A 15836-nucleotide genomic window follows, 5' to 3' on the forward strand; every position below is an offset into this window, starting at 1 on the left:
TTCCTCCGATACGTTATCAAGGCTCATGCCCATAATGTAAAAAGAGAGGGTTCACCACCAGCCGTAGAGCCAGCGAATGGTCCTCCTGCTGGGTTGGCCGGTCCAGGGGCAGTAGCCGAGTCTGGCTCCCCAGCCTCTTCCTCCTCTGCCCCATCCACGGCCGAAGCCTCTGCCTCTCCCCCAGCCGCCACCGCGGCCCCAGCCTCTGCCCGGGCCAAAGCCGTAGCCGTAAGCGGGGTAGGCCGGGTATGTGGGCGTCGCCGGGTACGGGCCATATGCGGGAGCCGGCGTTGTCGGGGCTGTTGGAGCCGGCGGCACTGGCGCCGTGAACTGGCCAACGCTTCCGCTAACGACGGCTTTTACCGCCTCCTCAACCGGGGTTCCCGGAGCGACCTGGTAGAGCCTTATTCCTGCGGCCTGTATGGCTCCAAGGGCGTTGGGGCCGACCTGCGGTGCTATCACCGCTTCGACACCCTCGTTGATGAGGGTCTGGGCGGCCATTGGTCCGGCTCCGCCTCCCGCCATGGCGGCACCGTTCTGGATGACCCTGCTGTTGGTGACGTTGCCGTTTTCGTCAACGTCCGCTATGAGGAACGCGGGCGCCCTGGCAAAGACCGGGGCAACGGTGTCCTCGAGTCCCCCTCCATTGGTGGGTATCGCGATTCTCATCTCAACCACCTCACTTTCATTCTATTATTTTGTGCATATGCACAACATTTAAAGTTTTCGGTTACCCTAATCCTTCTGAGTCCTGCAATTCGCACAACGTTCATATATTGGCTTGTGTAGGGACTTGAACGGTGACCCATGAGGATAGCCATTGTTGAGGGATTCCCTCTTGATGTGCCGGAGAATGCGTGGTGGAGCTTCTACAATAGTCCCTATCCAGCCCACAGGCTCGGGACTGCCGTTGATGTGTATTTTCCCGACGAGGCGCTCTTTCCCTTTGAAGAGGGCACAGTGGTGGCTATCAGGAGGGTAATGACGCCGAGGTATGTGCCCGTGCGGGAGGATTACCTCACAATCGTGAAGGTTGGGGAGTTCTGTCTCAAGGTGCTCCACGTGAAACCCGCTGTGGGGGAGGGTGAACGTTTGGTTCTTGGTGATCCTATAGGAGAGATGGTGGTCTCGGGCTTCTTCAGTCCTTGGAGCGACAGGCACGCACACTTTGAGCTTAGGTCGTGCCACGACGCCTACCGGGCGCGCGGGGCGTTTCTAATGAGTCCCATTCTCCTTGAGCTGGTGCCCTCTTTGAGGGGGGATGAGTTTGAGGTTGTGAGGTGCGAGGAAAGTCACTGCTGGGCACGACCCCTGAGAACCAACGGACGCTCCCTTACGCCCTTGACATCCGAGGGCTTTTCCATCGAGGGTGGTCTCCCGCACTACCGCTACGGGGTGCTCTTTGGTGGGGTAGAAAACGTAAAGCTCTTTGGCCTGGAGCTTCCGGTTGGGGAGAGATTATCAAACGGCGTCTCGATTTTTGACGCGAACTTTAGGGTGCTGGCCAATGGAAAGGAAATAAGAGGGGTCGGGGTTTACTGCAACAATTCCCTCTTCAAGCTTGTGGGCAGGTTTGAGGAGGGAGAAGCCGTGAAGCTGACCTTTGTGCGGCTGTGAGGTTTTAACGTTGGCTTTAGGAATTGATTCAGCCATTAGTCGTATTTCTTTCTCGTTTCTTCATCGCAGATAACGTACTTCAGTTTTTCATCCCAGTCGGGCGAGTCCCACGTGCCCAAAGCTTTGTGGGTCGTGTAGTATTTCTGCGGAATGGGATGGGTTCCAAGGACGACCTTGAGGCCGTATTTCTCCTCGATGAACCTCTTGAAGTAGTCTATCCAGGGACAGGGGGGATAGCCCACCAGAAAGCCCGTTGCAAGGTGTATTACCTCGGCACCGTTCTTCTTCATCTCCGCTGGGGCGTATTCAATGTTCCCTCCGGGGCAGCCTCCGCAGGTGGTGTACCCGACAACCTCGACCTCCTGGTCCTTGTATATGCTGAAGGCTCCCTCGTGTTCCCTCAGCGCCCTAAAACACTTGCCGCCCGCGCAGGTGCGGTAGCGGTCGCAAATTATAATTCCAATCTTTACCATTTTCGGCATCTCCCTAAATGTTCAGACAGACATCTTAACAAAAAAGTTGGCTTAAAGCTTTTGCTTGGATGCCGTTTGCTCATCCGTGAATTTTGAGGATAAAATCGATTACCCCTTCACGAACCTGCCGTCATCCTTGGCCTCGGGAAGCTTGTGAACGTTTTGCTCCAGCCAGCCCGTTCTCTCGACCCTTCTGATGTCAAACTTGGGCACGTACGGTTTTATGTCAAGCAGCGGCGTCCCGTCAACGATGTCAACGTCTTCGATGTGGAGCACGTTCCCATCGACGCCGATGAGTCTCACTATCGAGATGCCTATCGGGTTCGGCCTGCTGGGGGCACGGGTGGCGAAGACTCCGTGTTCCTCGTCGTCCATGTAGGGCCTAACGAGGAGCTTTCCTGGCTCCACAAGGTGGAAGTGGTAGATTAATATGATGTGCGAGAACCCCTCGATGTCCTTCAGTCCGGATGCGTACTCGGGGAAGACCTCAACGGTTCCTCTGACCCCTTTCGCCGCCGAGGGCTGTATTGGAACGCCCTTTGGCTCATTGAACGGGCTGTGGATGACTCCAATGGGTCTGTATGAGATCTCTCTCAATTCTATCCCCCAGTTCCCATTTGAAGGCGACCTTAAATCCTTTTGCACTATTGATCAGCCACTCTCTCCCCGGAAGTACGCGGCGTTGGTTAAGCTATCTTGTTTTACTTTAAGCTCTTTTGTTTACGCAAACGTTTAAATTCGAACTTCAAACTTCTTTTCGGGTGGTCTAATGAAGAGCGTTAAAGCCCTGTTCTTCGTTCTGGTTCTCACCGGTGCCGTCATCGGCGCTGGCTGTCTCGGCTCGACCAACGCCTCAACGAAGCAGAGACCCTTTGAAGGTCAGACCCTCACCGTCTGCTCTGGAGCGGGTCTAATGAAGCCGATGAACGAGCTGATAAGCCTCTTCGAGAACGAGACTGGCGCGAAGGTTGAGGTGCACTACGGCGGGAGCAGTGAAATCTTCGGCGTCCTGCAGACGACCTGTGGCTGCGACGTCTTCATCCCCGGGGCCTGGTACTACACTGAGCAGGCCATGAAGAAGGGATACATCCTCAACGGCACCGTCAGAAACGTCACGGAGCACGTTCCAGTCATAGCGGTTCCGAAGGGCAACCCGAAGGGGATTCACTCCCTCGAAGACCTCGCGAAGCCGGGCGTTAGAGTCGTCCTCGGCGACCCGAAGGCTGCTGCAATCGGCAAGGTCTCGAAGAAAATCCTCGAAAAGAACGGCCTCTGGGATGAAGTGAAGCCCAACGTCGTGGTTTTCACGCCGACCGTCAATCAGCTCCTCATCTATATATCCACCGGACAGGCCGATGCTGCGATAATCTGGGAGGATATGGTTACGTGGGCGCAGTCCAGGGGCAAAATTGAGGTTGTCCAGATACCACGGGAGCAGAACTCGATTAAGACGATTCCAACCGCGGTAACGACCTGTGCGGAGAATGACGGCCACGTTGAGGTCGCGAAGACCTTCAACGAGTTCGTGGCGAACCACACAGAAATCTGGGAGAAGTGGGGGTTCAGGCCATGGAAAGGCTGAGCTTCAGAGCTTTGACGATTTTCGTGGCCTTTCTTTTCACATTTTTCCTCTTCATAGCGATAGCCACCCTCTTCTTCGTCCCAAGGCCCCACGAAATCCTTGAGGCGCTGAAATCTGAGGAGATGGTTTACTCCCTCAAGCTCTCGCTCATAACGGCATCAATCTCAACCCTCCTCGTCATCCTCATCGGGATCCCCATAGGCTATGCCCTCTCGCGCTTTGATTTCCGGGGGAAGAGCGCCGTTAAATCAATCCTCGACCTTCCGATGGCCTTCCCCGAGCTCGTCCTGGGTCTCGCCCTGCTCCTGCTCTTCGGAAGGACCGCGTTTGGGGATGCCCTGAGCGCCCTCGGGATAAATGTGGTCTTCACGAAACTCGGCATAGTTGTGGCCCAGTTCTTCACTGCTCTGCCCTATGCCGTCAGGGTGATCTACACGACCTTCGAGGGGATAAGTCCGCGCTACGAGCTCGTCGCGAGGAGCCTTGGCTATTCGGAGTTCGAGACCTTCAGGAAGGTGACCCTGCCTATGGCCAAGGATGGCCTTTTCGCCTCGACGATAATCTCGTTCGCGCGCTCGATGGGCGCCTTCGGTGCCGTCCTGATACTCGCCGGCGGGAGCTACATGAACACCGAGATACTGCCTGTGACGCTCTACCTCAATATCTCCTACGGCAACATCGGCATGGCAATAACGAGCGGAATAGTCCTCGTCGTTGTCTCGTTCCTCGCGATACTCATCTTCGAGAGGCTGGAGGGTGGTGAGCATGGCCCTGTTAGAGGTTGAAAACCTGGGCATAGACCTTGGGGACTTCCATCTCAGAGACGTCTCGCTCTCGGTTGAGAAGGGGGATTACCTGACGGTCATCGGGCCAACGGGGGCGGGAAAGTCCGTCCTCCTTGAGGCCATAGCGGGCTTTTACCCCCTCCTTTCCGGTAGGGTAGTCCTTGACGGCCGGGACGTGACGAAAGAACCGCCGGAACGGAGAGGAATAAGCATAGTCTATCAGGACTACATGCTCTTCCCCCATCTGAGTGTTTTCGACAACATAGCCTTTGGCCTCAGGAAGAGGGGCCTCTCCATGGAAGAGATAGAGCGCGAGGTCAAAACCATAGCAGGGGAGCTTCACATTGCGCATATTCTCCATCGGAAGCCCGGGACGCTGAGCGGTGGGGAGCAGCAGAGGGTCGCACTCGCGAGGGCCCTTGTGATTAGACCGAGGATCCTCCTTATGGACGAACCCTTCTCCGCCCTGGATTCGAAGACGAGGGAGAGACTCCGCTCGCTGGTGAAAGGGGTCATAGAGGAGTACGGCACGACGGTGATCCACGTCACCCACGACTTCGAGGACGTCTTCGCCCTGGCAAAGCACGTCGCCGTGATGAGGGACGGCAGAATCGTCCAGTTCGGAACACCTGAGGAAGTCTTTTCAAGGCCCGGAGATGAGTTCATAGCCGGTTTCGTCGGAACGAACCTGCTCCGCGGAACCGCCGGAAGGAAGTGCGATGGTCTCACCGCGGTTAGGGTCGGCGACGTAATCCTCTACACCTCGGACGAAGCGGAGGGGGAGGTTATCCTCTCCCTACGGCCGGAGGAGATAATACTCGCGAGGGAGCCCGGCGAGTGCTCCGCCCAGAATGTGGTCCCCGTTGAGGTTGGGGAAATGGAGAGGCGCGGCCAGCTTGTCTGGCTCTCTCTGGTCTCGGACGGCCTTTCGCTCCGCGCGGTGGTGACGCCGAACGCCGTGGAGCTCCTCAAAATAAGGCCTGGAGAAAAGTTCTACGCCCTCTTCAAGGCGAGTGCGCTGAGGGTGGTTGGGTGAATCCGTGTCCTCCCGTGCTTTTTTCCTTCTTCCAAAGTTCGGACGAACCCTGGTCAGAAACGTTAACTGATTATCCATTTTTGGACCGTAATGTTTAAAGTGTGTGTAATTCACATCAAAAGTGGAATTAGGTTAGGCTAATCTAACTCGGAGGTGGTTTCGGTGCTCGTGAAACTCGGGATTCCCTGGATCGAAGGGATAATCCCCAGGGGGTTTCCTTCCAACACTTCGACGCTTGTGAGCGGTCCCGGCGGCTCTGGAAAGCCCCTCATCGGATATATCTTCGCTTCCGGCTGGCTTAAGAACGGCGGGAACGTGGTTTTCCTGCTGACGAGCACGACACTCGAGTACCTGAGGAACACCATGGGTCTCTTCGGCGCCGACCTGGACGACTACTGGGGCAGGGTCTTCTTCGTGGAGCTCGATCCAGGCATAGAGAGCATTGAGATCGTCTCGGACGAGCACATCAGGGCGAACTTTGTAAAGCCTGAGATATGGGACGAGGCGCTTGCGCTGGCGAGCGTTTACCTCAGCAACGTCCCGAAGACGATAGCCCCCCTCGGAACGATGGTCGTCGGCGCCGCCCTCAACCTGCTGTTCTTCTCCCCGACCTACGGAGAGGCCATTCACAGGAAGATAATGGATACACTAGCGTCGAACAAAACAAAAACGTACTTCTTCACGGTCAACACCGACGTTTTCAAGGATAGGGTGGAGGAGCTTGAGATGGCCGCGGATAACCTTATGTTCAGCAGGATGGAGAAGCCCATGAGGCTCTTTCTGCGGGTGGAACGCATCAGGGACGTGCCTTTCAGGAAGAACGAGGTCGAAGTTCCCCTTTCGCGCGAAATCCTTGATGAAATCAGGGAAGAGGCGGAGAGGGGTAAGAAGAACCTCATTCCCGCGATAAAGAGGCTGTGAGGTGGGAGCATGAGGTTCGGCTTTTGGGGGTTTGGGTTCGAGCTTCCCGCCGTTACTCTTCTTTCCGGTCCGATGGCCGCGGCGAAGCCCCTCTTCGCCCAGAGATTCATCGTCGAGTTCCTGAATGTGCACCCGGAGTATGACGTCCTCTACTTTGCGACCAGTTCGCCGGTCTGCGGCGTTCTCAGGAACCTGCGGATTTTTGGCATGGACGACGAGGGAATCCGCGGGATAACCTTTCTCGACTACCAGCCCTCGTGCGCCCAAATCGAAAGGGCGGACGCCGGGTACTACATCGGCAACTTCTCGGAGCCGGAGCAGCTGAAGCGCGCCCTTGACATGGCTGGTCAAAAAAGCATAGTCGTTATTCCGTCGTTTACTCTCCTCCTGATCGGAAGCGGAGAAAAAGAGCGGCTGGTGGATGTTCTCCTGGATTGGCTCGGTAGGGGAAGAACGGTATCGTTTGTGGCCGTCAACTCGGCGATGTTTGGGGACCACAACAGGAAACTCGCCGAGAACGCGGATAACGTCCTTGAGTTCCTTAAGAGGAGGGATGAAGTTTACATCAGGCCGCTGAAGTTCCGCGGAAGCGCGCCTCGGGAGGATATTCCCTTCGAGTTCCCGCGCGAAATGTTCGAGGGGACCAAGAAGGAGGTCGCCGAAAGAACGGCGAGGATAATCCGTGAAAAGAAGGTGGGAAGATGATACTCATAGACGAATACTTCAGGCATTACCCCGCCCGGAAAAAGGTCGCCGAGTTCCTGCTCAGGCACGGTATCGAAATCCGCAACGGTTCGATGCTCCTTGACGGGGTCGAGCTCCCCATAACCGAGGTTGCGAGGGCGACGGGGGTGACGAGAAAGGTCGTGTACCTCACGGTTGAGACCATAGAGAACACCACCGCCCTCCGGCTTCTCTTTGAGAGGCTCCGCCCGGAGCTGAGAATCGAGGATCTCGCTCCCGCCATGAACTGGGAGGTGCTGGAGCTCAGACTGGCGGAGAGCGATGGCAGGGCAGTGCCCGCCGTACTGGACGTCCTTCTAAGGGATGGGAACAGGCCGATATCCGTCAGGTTCAGGAACCTCCCGGGGGAAGCGCCGTACCTCTCCATCGTCGTGGAGCGGCCGATAAGCGGGGAGGCGATTTCCGATATCGAGGGGATAGGCGGAATCGAGAGGATGCTCATAAAAACCCCGGAAAAAGTCAAGACTAAGCTGGTGTGCACCTTCTGTGAGGTTAAGTACTGTCCGAGGAGGCTCTCTGGGGGCGTGGAAATTGCGGATTAGGGGCTTTGAGGGACTCCGGGATGGGAGCATTCAAAATGGAGCTGATATTGGGGTGTGATGTTATGCGGCTCCTCGTCCTCAACGACAACGCCCCTTCGAAGGGCTTTCTCAACGATTGGGGGTGGAGCGTTCTCTTTGAAGGGGACCTCCGCTTTATTTTTGACGCCGATACAAACCCGGCCATCCTGGCTTACAACTCCACCGTTCTGGGAGTCTCCCTGAGAAACCTCGACTTCGCCGTTCTTAGCCACTGGCACTACGACCACTACGGGGGTTTCTCCCTCGTAGGCGAGCTGAATCCGGGAATTCCTCTCTATGCTCCGCCGGGAAACGGGGCAATGGGAAGGCAATGGGGGTTCGGGGTTAGGGAGGTCACGAAGGCCTGTGAGATCGAAGCCGGAGTTTGGACTTCGGGGCCCTTAAACGGGTTTGAGCAGGCGGTTGGGGTGGAGACGCCCTCCGGCCTCGTCATCATCGTTGGCTGTTCCCATCCGGGCGTTGACAGGCTCACCAAGGCGGTCCTTGAGGTTTCTGGCTATGAGAAAGCCCACCTCGTAATCGGTGGTTTTCACGGCCCCTCGGCCAGAACCCTTGATAGACTGGCGAAGCTGACCGAGCTAATAGGCCCCGCCCACTGTTCCGGGGAGGAGGCGAAGGCGTACGTGCGGAAGAAATATCCCGAGAAGTTCGTGGGAGTGAGAACGGGGAGTGTTTTGGAAATCTGAGCTGTCTGAACAAAAAATGATAAAGAAAAAGTCCCATGGCATGGAAGGTTGGCTCACTCTTTTACCCTCTCCGGTGGACGTCTTTCACGGTAAAATACGCCCCGACCGAAAGGATTCCAAGGATTAAATAGGATGTCACGTCGTTTATTGGCCTCCACCCTGCAAAGTCCTCGCTGTGAAGGAGGTATGCCTCGATGGCGTCTGCCCCCATGACGAATAGGGCGAGCACACCCAATGCCATTCCGAGGAGTGCCCCGACATAGACGTAGGCAACGGCCCTCCCGTCGTTTTCAGTGATCCTCTTCAGGCCCGTTAGATAGACAGCGCTTATCGTGAGGAGGGCAAGGCCAACGAAGATGTCGCCCGTCGGGGGTACCCCGAGGCTTATTTCCCTGCCGAGCCAGCTCAGACTTTCGATGACCCCGTAGATGAGATAGAGGAGGCCAAAGATGGCGCTGATAACCTTCATGGTTCCGAGGTTCACTTCCCTGCTCACGCCAGTGCACCCCCTATTCCAACTATTGCGAGAGCCACGAGATACGCTAAAATCAACTCGTAGACTAGAGCAAAGAGCGTCCACTTCCACCCTGCTTCTCCCTTTATGGCCGCAAGGGCAGCTACGCAGGGCACGTATATCAAAGAGAATGCCATGAAGGCGTAGGCTGTCTCAGGGGTAAAGGCTCCACTCGCCGCTATCGCGTGGGAAACTGCGGTCTCTTCCTCACCGACGCCGTAAAGCACACCGAGCGTTCCGACGACTATCTCCTTTGCTATGAAGCCAAAGAACAGGGCCACGGCTGCCTTCCAGTCCCAGCCCATCGGACTGAACAGGGGCTGGAGGGCGTGCCCGAGCGCCGCCACCCACGACTTGGCCAATAGCTCGCCGTTTTCGAGGGCCTCTGACCCAAGGTAGCCGCTTGGCCCGGTGACGGAGAGCAGCCAGACGATTACAACCCCTGCAAAGATTACAGTGCCCGCCTTTCGCAGGAACTTCTCGGTTCTCGCCCACGCAGCGCCAAGGATCCCCCTCCAGTTCGGCCTGTTATACGGCGGAAGCTCCATGATGAAGTAGGACGGCTCGCCCTTGAAGATTACTTTCCTGAAGAGCCACGCTATCACTAGCGCGAGGCCTATTCCGAGGAGGTACATACTTGTTATCACCGCTCCTTCCTTCCCAGTGAAGAAAGCCCCCGCGAAGACGCTGTAAATCGGAAGCCTCGCCGGACAGGACATTAAGGGGTTCACGAGTATCGTTAGAATTCTGTCCTTTTCGTCTTCGAGCGTTCTCGTGGCCATTATCGCGGGGACGTTGCAGCCGAAGCCCATTATCATGGGGATTACCGACTTCCCGTGGAGACCGAAGCGATGCATAACCCTATCCATGACGAAGGCGGCCCTTGCCATGTACCCACTGTCCTCAAGCCACGAGAAAGCCAAAAACAGGAACGCTATCGGCGGCAGGAACACGAGGACGCTCCCGAGGCCCGCTATGATTCCGTCCCTTAGGAGAGAGGCCAGCGCGTCGTTTGCTATGTGGGAGCCAAGGGCATCGCCGAGCCAGCCGAAGAACCAGTCTATTATGTCACTGAACGGAGCGGAAACGTCGAAGGTGAACTTGAAGGTTGCCCACATGATGCCTATGAATATCGGTATGCCGAGATACTTGTGGGTGAAGACCTCGTCGAGCATCTCCGAGAACGTCATCCTCTCCTCACGCGCGACTATCGCCCTCTCCGCGGTTTGGGTGATGAGCGCATACCTCTCATCGGCGAGAGCTAACTCGAGATCCTCGTACTTCCTCTGGAGGTCTTTCTTTATGTCTATCAGTCCTCTCATTATCTCGTCCCTCTCGGAACTGCCTTCAATAACGCCCTTTACATCCTTGTCCCCCTCGAGAAGCTTTATGGCAAGCCAGCGCGGGTTGTACTCCTCTGAGAGCCTCTTGTCAAGCCGTATAACTCTTACAAGGCGTTCTATGTATGGCTCGAAGTTTGGGTACCTCAGCGGTTTGGGCTTCCTTCCAAGGCTTTCGGTGATGGCCTTCTTGAGCTCCTCGATCCCCTTCCCCTTGGAAGCAACCATTGGGACAACGGGAACCCCTAAGGCCCTCTCAAGCTCCTTCGGGTCTATCTTGATGCCCTTCTCTTCCGCCAAATCCATCTTGTTGAGGACAACGAGAACATTGGCCCCTATCTCGAGGAGCTGGAGTGTGAGGTAGAGATTGCGCTGAATGTTTGAGGCATCGAGGATGTCCACAACGAGGTCTGGTTTTTCGCGGACTATGAAGTCCCTTGCTATCTTTTCGTCAAGAGAGTAAGCAGTCAGCGCGTAGACGCCGGGCAGGTCAATAACATGGAACTTTCCTCCCAGGTATTCAAACTCACCTTCCTTCTTCTCCACGGTAACGCCGGGCCAATTGCCGACATGCTGTTTCAAACCCGTCAGGGCGTTGAAAATCGTCGTTTTACCCACGTTGGGGTTCCCAATTAGAGCTATCACAGCTTCCCCCATCATTCCACCTCCACGAGGATTTTCATTGCGAGCCCCCTCCCGAGGGCGAGCTGGGTGTCTCCAACGGCCACTATCAGCGGACCGGCCATCTGGTTTCTGATCACCTTAAGTTCGCTTCCAGGAACGAGGCCAATCGCCATGAGCTTCGTGAGGACACTCCTTCCCCCCGTTACACGGGTAATCCTTGCCCTTGTGCCCTCTTTGAGAAAGCTCAAGGGCGTCATTCACTCCACCTCTATGAATCTCGCTTCACCTTCCCTAAGGGATAGCTTGTAGCCGCGAACTTCAATCTCTATGGGGTCTCCTAGGGGTGCTCTCTTCAGGACTCTGACCTCTGTGCCCTTACCCAGACCCATTGCTGCGAAGCGGGCCTTTGGTCCTCCAGTTATCTCCCGGACCCGGACAGTTTTTCCGGGTTCCACATCGCTCAGTCTCATCTCCCATCCCTCCATGTACACGTTTATACGCAATATTTAGGTTTCCCTAATAACTTCAGGATAGGCTAATCCAGCATGCCCTTAAATAACTTTCTGTTTGTAAAATTAACCCTAGATGTTTGAAACTTAAAAATTAGGTTAGGCTAACCTAACTAGAATGTTCTGAAATGTGCATCACCTGCCGATAAAAACAAAAAAGAAGAGGTTTGGAAGGAGAATAGGAAGAGTTTTAAATTAAAAATGAAGCTACAAATCTGCTCCATTATGAATTTCCGTGCATATGCACGGATTAAAGCTTAAAAACTTTTGGATAATGGTTTTTAGTTATTCTCGGATTCCAAGGAATTCACACAGCCGCCTGAAGAACTCCGTCTTCCTGCCCTTCCCTGCCACGAAGCGGAGAATCCTTAGCTCTTCGAGGGTCTCACCGTCAATGCTTACCTTTCTGCCCGCTTCCTTTACATCCCTGCTCTCAGCGAGCGCTTTAACGATCTTCCCCCCGTTTGGAAGGAGCGCGTTAAAATACTCCTCCACCCACTTCCTGTCAATCGAACGGACGAAGAGCTCGCCCTCTCTGGAGAGGCGGTAGTAGGTGTGGTGCTTGTGAACCTCGAAGGCCTTCTTAAAGCGCGCCCTGCTTCGCTTTACCGCGCTCCCTGGGTCGCGTTCTATCAGGCCGATTTCAAGGAGGTCACCGATTGCATCCGTTATGAGTTCAAGCGGAAGGCCGCTCATCTTTGCCATCATCTTCGCGTAATCAACGCCCGCCCTTTTCAGGTGGGTCAGGACGTAGAGGTGAACCGGGAGGAGCTCAGATCCTCGGTAGGAACCTGCCCGTTCTTTTCGTGTATTCTCGCCACTCATCGCCGAACCTCTCCTTTAGGGCGTTCTCTTCTTCCCCTATAAATTTCACCAATGCGGGCCAGTAGACGAGTGGTAGGCCCAGCATAAAGCCTCCGATGGCGAGCGAGAAGCCTGGCACTATAAGAAAGCCCAGATTGAATAGATAGGGTGGCGGACTCTGGAGTAGCAGCCCGTTGTGAGCAGCTCGTCCCTTCGGTAGGCCTTCGAAATCTGCCGGTAGCAGAGGAGCCAGAAGACTATGCCGACTGTGAGAAGGGCAACCCCCAAAGCCGGAAACCTGGGAAAAGAGAAGTTGAGCCTCGAATTGAAGTAGAAGGCCAAAACCGCGTAGGGAACCGCGAAAAGGAACCTTGGGAGCTATCCCAAGGAACCTCATCGCTCACTCCTCTATCGGCGGCTTTTCGGCCTTCTTCGCCTGGGTCTGCTCCCAGAGGTCGTCGAAGTTCTCAACGACACGCTGGAGGGCTATCTTAAGGTCCCTTGTCCTCGTGAAGAAGGCCACCTTGTTGGTCTTGTCACGGATCCTCAGGAAGTTCGGCCCCATTCTGAATGCAACCAGGACGTCAACGTCGAGGAGCTGGCTCACGACGGCCTTGAACTTCCTGGGGTCGCCGTGGCCGTCGTCCTCTTCCTCGAAGTCCTTGGCCCTGTTGTGCCTCTTTTCGAGAAGCTTAACGCTCCCGTTTTCATAGACCTCGTATATCGCGAAGAACTCCGAATCCCCGTAGTGGGCATCTATGAGCGTCTCGTCGTTCTCCATTCCAAACGCGACCTTCAGGCACCTCATGAGCATCACCGTTTTGAGCGTATGCACAAAGCTTAAAAGCTTTTAGGTTAGCCTAATTCCTGGAGGTGAGAGCTTGCAGATAGCGGTGAGTGGTGGAAAAGGTGGCACCGGAAAGTCCACGGTCGCGATTAACCTGGCAATAGCGCTTAGGGAGCGCTACGACCTTGTCTTGGCGGATCTCGATGTCGAGGCGCCGAACGACCACCTCCTCCTCGGCGTGGAGCTGGCCAACGAGGAGCCGGTTGAACTGTTCATGCCGCGCTTTGACTATGGGAAGTGCACCCGTTGCAGGAAGTGCGCTGAAGTCTGCGAGGAGCACGCGATAATAACCATGCGCGACGGGACACCTTTCCTCATGCCGAACCTCTGCTCCGGCTGCGCCGCCTGTGAAATAGTCTGCCCGGTTCCAGGGGCGATTCTGCCGGGTAAGAAGCTGATGGGGCACACTTACCTTACAGAGACTCCCTACGGCTTCCCGCTCGTTACGGGCCGGCTCCTTGAGGGTGAGGAGAGGGCGATGCCGATAGTTTCCAGGGCCAAGAAGCGTGCCCAGGGGCTTGACAAGGAGCTTCTGATGGTCGATACTGCCGCGGGAACGAGCAACACCGTCTCGAAGGCCCTTGAGGACTCGAGGCTCATCATAGCCGTCACCGAGCCAACTCCCCTCGGCATTCACGACGGCGAGCTGATTCTTAGGCTGGCGAAGCTGATGGACATCCCTGCGATGGTCGTTGTGAACCGCTCGGACCTCGGCGACGTGGCTAAGGTGCGCGAGATTGCCGAGAAGTACGGTGCGGAGGTAATAGCGGAGATTCCGTACAGCGAGAACATCATAAGGAGCTACGTTGATGGGAAGCCCATAGTCCTGACGGAGTATCCCGAGGCGGGGCTCTTCAGGGAGATTGCTTCCAGGGTCGTTGAGTTCCTCGGAGGTGGTGAGTGATGCAGCTGGTCATAGCGAGCGGCAAGGGAGGAGTTGGAAAGAGCACTGTTACGGCTTCGCTCCTCTACCTGCTGAAGGACGAGTACCGGTTCGTTGCCGTTGATGCCGATGCGGACGCGCCGAACCTCGACCTGCTCCTCGGCGTGGAGCGCTGGGAGGAGGAGAGGGAGCTGGTAGGGGCGAAGGTGGCAAGGATAAACACGGAGAGCTGCATAAGGTGCGGCATCTGCCAGGAGCGCTGCCCCTACGACTGCATTAAAGTCATAGACGGCGACTACGTTGTCAGCGAGCTGACCTGTGAGGGCTGCAACGTCTGCGGTCTGGTGTGCCCCGTTCCGGGGACGATAAGTCTCGACGAGGTTCGCTCTGGAGTCGTCAGGAAGACGACCACCCGCTACGGCTTCCCGCTGATTTCGGCCCAGCTCGACGTCGGCAGGCCCAACAGTGGAAAGCTCGTCACCGAGGAGAAGGAGTGGGCGAAAAAGCTCATGGGCGAGCTTGGCCTGAAGCACATGGTGGTTGACAGCGCCGCCGGAATCGGCTGTCAGGTTATAGCGAGCATAGGCGGGGCGGATCTGACGATACTCGTGGCAGAGCCTACCCCTGCTTCCCTCAGCGACGTGCAGAGGGCCTACAAGGTCGTTCAGCACTTCAGGCAGCCGGCTTACCTCATCATCAACAAGGCCGACTTCAACCCCGGCTTCACTGCCCTCAGGGAGTGGGCTGAAGCCGAGGGGATCCCGATACTCGGAGAAATACCCTACGACAGGGCCATTCCGAGGAGCATGAGCATGCTCAAGCCCTTCGTCGAGGCGTTCCCCGACTCGAAGGCGGCTGACGCGATGAGGGAGATAGCCGAGAGGGTTAGGAAGGAGATTCTGAAGTGACTCCACCGGGCCCGGTCTTGGGCCCATTACCCCCACCGCAAAGCAGATTGGGGGTTATCGTTTAGAGACCACCCTTCGGAGTTTTAAACCGCTCAAAGGCGGTTTTTGAAGGACGCATATTTAGTCTCTTTTGTTTTCTGTTATTCCTAAACATAATATTTAACACGTACGATAAACCTTGAGGTCCAACGTATCGTGTTTTCTGCCGGTGTACATTTTTCTTTTGAAAGCCCCTCCTTTGGCGGGGGTTAAAGCCGAACCCTCGCCCTTAGCCAGGAGGAGGTCAGTTTTTCATGAAATCTTCAATGCTGAGCTGTCCTTTCCTCGGGGGTTTCTTCGTTTCCATCTCTGTTTTCAGCTTCTCCTCGATCTTCTTCAGCGTCTTCCAGCTCCTCCTGACTATCGGCGGGAACTCGCCGTGCTCGCGGTAGTAGTTTTCGAGGAACTTCCTTGTCCTCGGGTCGCTGGGATAGCCGCTCCCGATCTCGCCGTACTCCTCCTTCAGCTTCTCTATCGCCCTGTCGCGGGTTACCTTCGCTATTATCGAGGCCGCCGAGACCGGCACGAACTTGTCGTCGGCCTTGTGCTCCGCTATTATCTCCGCCTCAAAATCCAGCCTCTTCCCTATGTCCTCGCCGAAGCGGGCCTCCTTCACGTCGGCGGCGTCTATGTATATCACGTCGGGCTTCACCTTGAGCGAGTTGAGGGCTTTAACGAAGTTCTCCACCTCGAACTCGTTTAAAGTTCCCTCACGGGAGTCTATCTCCTCCGGCCAAAGCTCCAGAACCACGTAATCGTCCAGCAGAGAGATTATCTCATCGAACAGCCTCTCACGCCGCCTGGGGGTGAGCTTCTTCGAATCCTTAACCCCAAGCTCCTCGAGCTTTGGAACGTTCCGTTCATCCACAACAACCGCCGCTATGACCATGGGGCCAATTACGGGGCCCCTGCCGGCTTCGTCGATTCCAGCGAGCTTCAAGGT

General features: G+C 55.9%; 21 protein-coding genes. 10 read left to right on the forward strand and 11 right to left on the reverse strand.

The window, feature by feature from the left end:
- Positions 1-51: 51 nt before the first annotated feature.
- On the reverse strand, positions 52-669 hold the full coding sequence (locus FPV09_RS00690) for a NifB/NifX family molybdenum-iron cluster-binding protein (protein WP_148881989.1): 618 nt from the start codon (positions 667-669) through the stop codon (positions 52-54).
- A gap of 138 nt (positions 670-807) precedes the next feature.
- On the opposite strand from FPV09_RS00690, the gene FPV09_RS00695 reads away from it, so the two are divergent.
- On the forward strand, positions 808-1617 hold the full coding sequence (locus FPV09_RS00695; protein ID WP_148881990.1) for a hypothetical protein: 810 nt from the start codon (positions 808-810) through the stop codon (positions 1615-1617).
- A 35-nt stretch (positions 1618-1652) separates the two neighbouring features.
- Here FPV09_RS00695 and FPV09_RS00700 read toward each other — a convergent pair whose 3' ends face one another.
- Together FPV09_RS00700 and tsaA are read right to left on the reverse strand one after the other, a co-directional pair.
- The gene (locus FPV09_RS00700) at positions 1653-2099 is read right to left on the reverse strand and encodes a CGGC domain-containing protein (RefSeq protein ID WP_168194706.1); all 447 of its coding nucleotides are present in this window, start codon (positions 2097-2099) and stop codon (positions 1653-1655) included.
- A 99-nt stretch (positions 2100-2198) separates the two neighbouring features.
- Positions 2199-2687, reverse strand: coding sequence for a tRNA (N6-threonylcarbamoyladenosine(37)-N6)-methyltransferase TrmO (gene tsaA / locus FPV09_RS00705; protein ID WP_148881991.1), 489 nt, complete (start codon positions 2685-2687; stop codon positions 2199-2201).
- 172 nt (positions 2688-2859) lie between these two features.
- On the opposite strand from tsaA, the gene modA reads away from it, so the two are divergent.
- From modA to FPV09_RS00740, 7 genes are all read left to right on the forward strand, one after another.
- Positions 2860-3672, forward strand: coding sequence for a molybdate ABC transporter substrate-binding protein (modA, locus tag FPV09_RS00710; RefSeq protein ID WP_148881992.1), 813 nt, complete (start codon positions 2860-2862; stop codon positions 3670-3672).
- Positions 3660-4457, forward strand: a complete 798-nt coding sequence (locus FPV09_RS00715; protein ID WP_148881993.1) for an ABC transporter permease — start codon at positions 3660-3662, stop codon at positions 4455-4457. The genes modA and FPV09_RS00715 overlap by 13 nt, the downstream gene beginning before the upstream one ends.
- Positions 4444-5493, forward strand: coding sequence for an ATP-binding cassette domain-containing protein (locus tag FPV09_RS00720; RefSeq protein ID WP_210411168.1), 1050 nt, complete (start codon positions 4444-4446; stop codon positions 5491-5493). Before FPV09_RS00715 ends, FPV09_RS00720 begins: the two co-directional genes overlap by 14 nt.
- A gap of 162 nt (positions 5494-5655) precedes the next feature.
- Positions 5656-6414: an RAD55 family ATPase gene (locus FPV09_RS00725; RefSeq protein ID WP_168194707.1), complete on the forward strand. Its 759-nt coding sequence runs from the start codon at positions 5656-5658 to the stop codon at positions 6412-6414.
- A 9-nt stretch (positions 6415-6423) separates the two neighbouring features.
- Positions 6424-7119 carry a hypothetical protein gene (locus tag FPV09_RS00730; protein ID WP_148881996.1) on the forward strand — a complete coding sequence of 232 codons (696 nt, stop codon included), beginning with the start codon at positions 6424-6426 and terminating at the stop codon, positions 7117-7119.
- The gene (locus FPV09_RS00735) at positions 7116-7700 is read left to right on the forward strand and encodes a regulator of amino acid metabolism, contains ACT domain protein (protein ID WP_148881997.1); all 585 of its coding nucleotides are present in this window, start codon (positions 7116-7118) and stop codon (positions 7698-7700) included. Before FPV09_RS00730 ends, FPV09_RS00735 begins: the two co-directional genes overlap by 4 nt.
- Before the next feature lie 62 nt (positions 7701-7762).
- Positions 7763-8425, forward strand: a complete 663-nt coding sequence (locus tag FPV09_RS00740) for an MBL fold metallo-hydrolase (protein ID WP_148881998.1) — start codon at positions 7763-7765, stop codon at positions 8423-8425.
- A gap of 61 nt (positions 8426-8486) precedes the next feature.
- Here the strand turns inward: FPV09_RS00740 and FPV09_RS00745 are convergent, their stop codons facing one another.
- The 7 genes from FPV09_RS00745 to FPV09_RS00775 all read right to left on the reverse strand — a co-directional run bounded on the left by FPV09_RS00745 (position 8487) and on the right by FPV09_RS00775 (position 13024).
- A complete protein-coding gene (locus tag FPV09_RS00745; protein WP_148881999.1) occupies positions 8487-8921 on the reverse strand; it encodes a hypothetical protein in 435 nt (144 codons plus the stop codon).
- A complete protein-coding gene (gene feoB / locus FPV09_RS00750) occupies positions 8918-10936 on the reverse strand; it encodes a ferrous iron transport protein B (protein WP_148882000.1) in 2019 nt (672 codons plus the stop codon). The genes FPV09_RS00745 and feoB overlap by 4 nt, the downstream gene beginning before the upstream one ends.
- The gene (locus tag FPV09_RS00755) at positions 10936-11160 is read right to left on the reverse strand and encodes a FeoA family protein (RefSeq protein ID WP_148882001.1); all 225 of its coding nucleotides are present in this window, start codon (positions 11158-11160) and stop codon (positions 10936-10938) included. Before FPV09_RS00755 ends, feoB begins: the two co-directional genes overlap by 1 nt.
- On the reverse strand, positions 11161-11388 hold the full coding sequence (locus FPV09_RS00760) for a FeoA family protein (RefSeq protein WP_210411141.1): 228 nt from the start codon (positions 11386-11388) through the stop codon (positions 11161-11163).
- A 309-nt stretch (positions 11389-11697) separates the two neighbouring features.
- On the reverse strand, positions 11698-12237 hold the full coding sequence (locus FPV09_RS00765; RefSeq protein ID WP_148882002.1) for a DUF2250 domain-containing protein: 540 nt from the start codon (positions 12235-12237) through the stop codon (positions 11698-11700).
- Positions 12238-12354: 117 nt separating this feature from the next.
- The gene (locus FPV09_RS12110) at positions 12355-12558 is read right to left on the reverse strand and encodes an isoprenylcysteine carboxylmethyltransferase family protein (RefSeq protein ID WP_246112277.1); all 204 of its coding nucleotides are present in this window, start codon (positions 12556-12558) and stop codon (positions 12355-12357) included.
- Between the two features lie 58 nt (positions 12559-12616).
- Positions 12617-13024: a NifB/NifX family molybdenum-iron cluster-binding protein gene (locus tag FPV09_RS00775; protein WP_148883576.1), complete on the reverse strand. Its 408-nt coding sequence runs from the start codon at positions 13022-13024 to the stop codon at positions 12617-12619.
- Positions 13025-13097: 73 nt separating this feature from the next.
- On the opposite strand from FPV09_RS00775, the gene FPV09_RS00780 reads away from it, so the two are divergent.
- Together FPV09_RS00780 and FPV09_RS00785 are read left to right on the forward strand one after the other, a co-directional pair.
- Complete coding sequence (locus FPV09_RS00780) at positions 13098-13967, forward strand: nucleotide-binding protein (RefSeq protein WP_148882003.1); 870 nt, start codon at positions 13098-13100, stop codon at positions 13965-13967.
- Positions 13967-14854, forward strand: a complete 888-nt coding sequence (locus FPV09_RS00785; RefSeq protein WP_148882004.1) for a nucleotide-binding protein — start codon at positions 13967-13969, stop codon at positions 14852-14854. Before FPV09_RS00780 ends, FPV09_RS00785 begins: the two co-directional genes overlap by 1 nt.
- Before the next feature lie 283 nt (positions 14855-15137).
- Here FPV09_RS00785 and rnhB read toward each other — a convergent pair whose 3' ends face one another.
- Positions 15138-15833 carry a ribonuclease HII gene (gene rnhB, locus FPV09_RS00790; RefSeq protein WP_148882005.1) on the reverse strand — a complete coding sequence of 232 codons (696 nt, stop codon included), beginning with the start codon at positions 15831-15833 and terminating at the stop codon, positions 15138-15140.
- Positions 15834-15836: the final 3 nt, after the last annotated feature.

The sequence above is a fragment of the Thermococcus aciditolerans genome, from assembly GCF_008152015.1.
GTDB lineage: Archaea > Methanobacteriota_B > Thermococci > Thermococcales > Thermococcaceae > Thermococcus > Thermococcus celericrescens.

Excerpts from the sequence above, each read along its gene's own strand:
- FPV09_RS00690 (WP_148881989.1), bottom strand. The coding sequence starts at position 669 with ATGAGAATCGCGATACCCACCAATGGAGGGGGACTCGAGGACACCGTT.
- FPV09_RS00695 (WP_148881990.1), top strand. The coding sequence starts at position 808 with ATGAGGATAGCCATTGTTGAGGGATTCCCTCTTGATGTGCCGGAGAAT.
- FPV09_RS00700 (WP_168194706.1), bottom strand. The coding sequence starts at position 2,099 with ATGCCGAAAATGGTAAAGATTGGAATTATAATTTGCGACCGCTACCGC.
- modA (WP_148881992.1), top strand. The coding sequence starts at position 2,860 with ATGAAGAGCGTTAAAGCCCTGTTCTTCGTTCTGGTTCTCACCGGTGCC.
- FPV09_RS00715 (WP_148881993.1), top strand. The coding sequence starts at position 3,660 with ATGGAAAGGCTGAGCTTCAGAGCTTTGACGATTTTCGTGGCCTTTCTT.
- FPV09_RS00730 (WP_148881996.1), top strand. The coding sequence starts at position 6,424 with ATGAGGTTCGGCTTTTGGGGGTTTGGGTTCGAGCTTCCCGCCGTTACT.
- FPV09_RS00735 (WP_148881997.1), top strand. The coding sequence starts at position 7,116 with ATGATACTCATAGACGAATACTTCAGGCATTACCCCGCCCGGAAAAAG.
- FPV09_RS00740 (WP_148881998.1), top strand. The coding sequence starts at position 7,763 with ATGCGGCTCCTCGTCCTCAACGACAACGCCCCTTCGAAGGGCTTTCTC.
- feoB (WP_148882000.1), bottom strand. The coding sequence starts at position 10,936 with ATGGGGGAAGCTGTGATAGCTCTAATTGGGAACCCCAACGTGGGTAAA.
- FPV09_RS00755 (WP_148882001.1), bottom strand. The coding sequence starts at position 11,160 with ATGACGCCCTTGAGCTTTCTCAAAGAGGGCACAAGGGCAAGGATTACC.
- FPV09_RS00760 (WP_210411141.1), bottom strand. The coding sequence starts at position 11,388 with ATGGAGGGATGGGAGATGAGACTGAGCGATGTGGAACCCGGAAAAACT.
- FPV09_RS00765 (WP_148882002.1), bottom strand. The coding sequence starts at position 12,237 with ATGAGTGGCGAGAATACACGAAAAGAACGGGCAGGTTCCTACCGAGGA.
- FPV09_RS00775 (WP_148883576.1), bottom strand. The coding sequence starts at position 13,024 with ATGAGGTGCCTGAAGGTCGCGTTTGGAATGGAGAACGACGAGACGCTC.
- FPV09_RS00785 (WP_148882004.1), top strand. The coding sequence starts at position 13,967 with ATGCAGCTGGTCATAGCGAGCGGCAAGGGAGGAGTTGGAAAGAGCACT.